Source organism: bacterium, from assembly GCA_019695335.1.
In the GTDB taxonomy this organism is placed as follows: Bacteria; CLD3; CLD3; order SB21; family SB21; genus JABWBZ01.
In genome coordinates, this window is the sequence record JAIBAF010000121.1 from 1 (window position 1) to 4,640 (window position 4,640).

The 4,640-nt window shown below is 44.9% G+C and carries 5 protein-coding genes; 3 read left to right on the forward strand and 2 right to left on the reverse strand.

The genetic code is table 11. The features are described from left to right. Positions 1 to 31 precede the first annotated feature (31 nt). Both K1X84_16720 and K1X84_16725 read right to left on the reverse strand, forming a co-directional pair. Positions 32 to 424: a hypothetical protein gene (locus K1X84_16720; protein MBX7153273.1), complete on the reverse strand. Its 393-nt coding sequence runs from the start codon at positions 422 to 424 to the stop codon at positions 32 to 34. 230 nt (positions 425 to 654) lie between these two features. Further along, positions 655 to 1,662: a cytochrome c gene (locus tag K1X84_16725; GenBank protein MBX7153274.1), complete on the reverse strand. Its 1,008-nt coding sequence runs from the start codon at positions 1,660 to 1,662 to the stop codon at positions 655 to 657. A gap of 232 nt (positions 1,663 to 1,894) precedes the next feature. Between K1X84_16725 and K1X84_16730 the strand changes: the two genes are divergently transcribed. From K1X84_16730 to K1X84_16740, 3 genes are all read left to right on the forward strand, one after another. Next, a complete protein-coding gene (locus K1X84_16730) occupies positions 1,895 to 2,251 on the forward strand; it encodes a cupin domain-containing protein (GenBank protein ID MBX7153275.1) in 357 nt (118 codons plus the stop codon). A gap of 155 nt (positions 2,252 to 2,406) precedes the next feature. Beyond that, entirely contained in the window at positions 2,407 to 4,080 is a 1,674-nt protein-coding gene (locus tag K1X84_16735) for a M1 family metallopeptidase (GenBank protein MBX7153276.1), read from the forward strand. A 49-nt stretch (positions 4,081 to 4,129) separates the two neighbouring features. Beyond that, positions 4,130 to 4,640 (forward strand): PDZ domain-containing protein (locus K1X84_16740; protein ID MBX7153277.1); only part of this gene is annotated, 511 nt, incomplete at its 3' end.

Below are 4,640 nucleotides of genomic sequence, written 5' to 3' on the forward strand. Positions count from 1 at the left end.
CGGTTTTGGCAGGACTGAGTGGATTGTATGTCTAAAACGAGTATTGCGACGTTAGTGCCAACGTTTTTTCATCAATATCCGACGTCAATTCGTGTGCACGCTCAACGGCGTCTTCGAGTTCTTTTAAAATTTTTTCAAATACCGGTTCAAACTCTTTCGGCATTTCCAAATGCATCAGTCCGGCAAAATCGTGTTCAAGCGATTTGAAGTCAGGCATATTGGCCGTAACAAACATTTGTTGAAATTCATCCAGCCTTCCTAATTCAAGCGCGGGCATCTGCCGGGTCACATTCATCGACGCCGCATCGTCCCTCCACAGAACTTTTTTATCGCTGAGATCAAAATCTGAACCTTCTATCAAATAATGTTCGAGTGCGATGTCGGTTTCCGCTTCGAACGCCTGTAAAAAATCAAATTGTGACATTGTTCTGACCTTTCAAATTGACAACCTCATTCCATAAGGCACAAGTCAGGCCAATTGCCCCAAACTTCTCCAAATCAATAGAATTAATATATTTGAATTGATAGAAAAGAAATAAACCGGCCAAAAAACTATGGATTTCCACTCCTCATTAAGGTTTTTTTCCATAAAAAATCCGGCATTTTCTCAAATGCCGGACTAATTATTTTAATCCGCCGCTATCGTTCTAAAATTTATTGAGCGTTGATAACGACGCCTTCCGATGAATATTTTACGATTTTATTTTTTACCGGTTCGACGGTGCGGAGATATTCATAGATCGCGCCGAGATCGCGTTCGCTCATACCGGAATACATGAGCCAAGGCATGAGCGTATTGAAATTACTTTCATTGAACGGCGGCTTCATCGGAATTTGCTGTGCCTGCTCGCCTGCAAACGTCTTGAATTTATTGACGAACTGTTCTTTCGTCCAGCTTCCGATTCCTGTCTCGACGTCAGGTGTGATATTCGCCGAGCGAATTGTTCCCCAAGGTAATATAAACTCCATGCCGCCGGCCAATATTTTTCCGGGAAGCGGTTTACCGTGATCTTGCGGAGTATGGCATTCACTGCACGATGCAATAGTCATTAAATATTTTCCATATTCGATCGTATTGGCCGTGTCCACAGGTGTTTTCCTGATTTCGGTTTTTTTAGGGATCAACCGGACGATCAGATTCATCGGAAAATTCAGCGACGTTTCAGGCACCGAACTGTCGACAGGTTTGAGCGTGCGGATGTAAGCAATAACGGAATATAAATCTTCTTCCGTCATCTGCGCGAAATTCGGATACGGCATGATCGGAAAAAGCGCCTGATTTTTTTTATTCACTCCGGCTACAATCGCGTGCAGCACGTCGCCGTCACTCCAATTGCCTAAAGCCGATGGCGTAATATTTTTAGCGGTGATCTTACCCGGAAAACCTAAGTTCTCATCAAAAATCTCTCCGCCTTTGCCTTCACTGCCGGGCACGATCGGACCGGCATAGTAATTCCAATCGCGTGTCGAATGGCAATCGATACAGACGGCAACATGCTTCGCCACATATTCGCCTCTTTCCAGGCGCGCCTGCGTGGCCTCGATTTTGACATCCGGAACGGAACCGGCATCGGGGTATCTGAATGTGAGATAAACTATCCCTCCCACGATGATCAGGACACACACTACGACGAGCGCCCCTATCCACTTAAGGATTTTCATATTTCCTCTCCTCTGCTTGGTTGGTTTGAAATTGCAGCGCACCCGAAAAATAGGGTCGATTCGGTCGCGCGGCATGATGGGTTCGTTAACGCAAAAAAAACTTCATTGACGGACGGGAAAAATCGTGTAACTTAATGGCGCCGTTGCCGTAAAGGATGGCACTATTCCAATCAACCCGTCTTATTATTTCATAAAAAATGACATCGTTTGAATAACTTCGGGAAAGGAACGTATGAACGTCGTCAATTTCAAGGATAAATTTTCAAAATTTTCCGAACACTGGTCACCGAAAATCATCGGGCAGTTGAATGACTATCATATTAAACTCGTAAAAATCCAGGGCGATTTTGTCTGGCACAGCCACGCTGAAACCGATGAAGCGTTTATCGTCATAGAAGGTGAGTTAGGAATTGATTTTCGTGACCGGCAGGTGATTCTGCAGCCCGGCGAAATGATCGTCGTTCCCAAAGGCGTGGAACACAAGCCCTTTGCCAAAAATGAATGTAAAATGATGCTGCTCGAACCTGCCGGAACGGTCAATACCGGCGACGTACAATCCGAGCTCACTGCTGAAGTAAATTGGATTTAATTTGAGGTCGTTTCGACTGCGCTCAACGACCATAATCGCTCCCTGAGCGGAGCCGAAGGGAGCAATAACATTGTTCGACGACTATGTTTTAACACACTGAATTTTTTTAAACGTTTTAAAGAAAACAACTCCAAAACAAGCTTAAGGAATCGTCTATGTTAATACGTATGATTGCAATCCTCTTATTGCTGCCCTTGACAGCTGCATTCAGTCAATTGAAAGATCTGCAAACAAAATTTACGCGAACTGATACATTACGCGGAATGTTGACGCCACTACGGACATGTTATGATGTCACACATTATAATCTCGACGTCAAAATCGATCCGGCCACGCAATCGATCAGCGGAAGCAACACCATTACATTTAAAACCGTTACGGACTTCACGCAGTTGCAGGTTGATTTGTTCGATAATCTGATGATTGATAAAATCGAGTGGAAAGGAAAGACCCTTTCATTCACGCGAGAACTCAACGCCGTGTTCGTGACATTTCCCGAAACGGTAAAAAAGAATTCCGTTCAATCGATTAAAATTTCTTACAACGGCAAACCGACCGTTGCCAAATATCCTCCGTGGGATGGCGGATTTATCTGGGCCACGGACGCAACCGGAAAACCGTGGGTTGCTGTAGCATGCCAGGGATTCGGCGCAAGTTCATGGTGGCCGAATAAGGATCATCAATCGGATGAACCGGACAGCATGATGATCAGCATCACCGTTCCGAAAGGATTGACGGATATTTCCAACGGCCGTCTCCGCAAAGTAACAGAATTGAAAGACTGGACGCGGTACGATTGGGCAGTGACTTATCCGATCAATAATTATAATGTCACATTTAACGTCGGCGAATTCGCACACTTTTCAGACAAGCATGGCGATCTCGCACTGGATTATTATGTGATGCCGGAAAATGAGAAAAAAGCGCGCGAGCAGTTCAAGCAAGTTCACGGCATGATGGACTGTTTTGAAAAATATTTCGGTCCCTATCCTTTCAAGCGCGACGGGTACAAATTAGTCGAATCGCCGCACCTCGGGATGGAGCATCAGAGCGCGGTGGCGTATGGCAATAAATTTTTGAATGGATACAAAGGTTACGGCTCCTCGCCGGAAGGAATCAAATTTGATTTTATTATTATTCACGAATCGGCGCACGAATGGTGGGGCAACAGCGTGACGTCCAAAGATTTGGCCGACATGTGGATCCATGAAAGTTTCGGCGCGTACGCCGAAGCCGTCTATGCGGAATGTATGTGGGGAAACGACGCAGGCCAGCGTTACGTCAACGGCAAAAAGCAAGACGTCAAATTTGACGCGCCGATCATCGGAACCTACAATGTCAATTCCGAAGGTTCCGGCGATATGTATCCGAAAGGCGCTTTGATGTTAAATACGCTGCGGCATGTGGTCAATAACGATTCGACGTGGTGGGCCATTGTTCGCGGCATTGCTACGACTTTTCATTACAAGACAATCACCACCGAAGATATTGTCGCGTATGTAAACCAGCAATCGAAAACGGATTTAACATACATCTTCGATCAATATCTTCGCCACGCACCGATCCCAACCTTGGTAATCACATTGATGCGAAAAGGCAATCAAAATTCGATGTCTTACCAATGGAAAGCCGATGTTGCTGATTTTCACATGCCGGCCCGTGTCACTCTGAAAAAAGATCAATTTGAACTGATCTATCCGACAAAGGCCTTGCAAACAATAACGCTTGGTGACATCAATTTTGACGATTTCAAAGTCGATCAAAATTCTTATTTCATTAATGTGAAAATTGTCAAACTTTATTTTGACGAAAACTTAAAAGGATTTTAAAATTGCTGAAAAACTGAGCGTTTCGACGCTTACTAACATGGATGTCCTTATGAAATGCGGATTCTCATGGATTCTTGTATGGTGTACACTTATTACCGCCAAAATTAGCGCCCAAACGGACAGCTTGGTATGGGAAGCGTGGCAAGCCGTAAATGACAATTATTACGATACGGCATTTCATGGCACTGACTGGAAAAAAATATCGGCAAAATATTTAACATCTGGAAAAAATTCCCGCCAGACCATCCAAGCCATGTTGAGTGAACTGCGGGATCCGGCCATTCGTCTTTTAACGGCTGACCAGTTCAACCGATTTCTTACCGAAGTTACTGGCGCTGAGCACGAAGGCATCGGATTGATGGAATTACTTTCGATCGACGTCGACGTTAAAGGTAATATTGTAATCGTTACGCCCATCCCAGGTACACCTGCGGCCGAAGCCGGTTTGCAGCCGTTAGACAAGCTGACGGAAATCAACGGTCAATCGGTTTCAAATTTGCAGCTGCAAGATGTGATGGACCGCTTGCGCGTCAAAAAAGGGCAAAAACTTTCACTCACCA

Coding starts and splice junctions, on each gene's coding strand:
- K1X84_16735 (MBX7153276.1), top strand. CDS start 2,407: ATGTTAATACGTATGATTGCAATCCTCTTATTGCTGCCCTTGACAGCT.
- K1X84_16725 (MBX7153274.1), bottom strand. CDS start 1,662: ATGAAAATCCTTAAGTGGATAGGGGCGCTCGTCGTAGTGTGTGTCCTG.
- K1X84_16730 (MBX7153275.1), top strand. CDS start 1,895: ATGAACGTCGTCAATTTCAAGGATAAATTTTCAAAATTTTCCGAACAC.
- K1X84_16720 (MBX7153273.1), bottom strand. CDS start 424: ATGTCACAATTTGATTTTTTACAGGCGTTCGAAGCGGAAACCGACATC.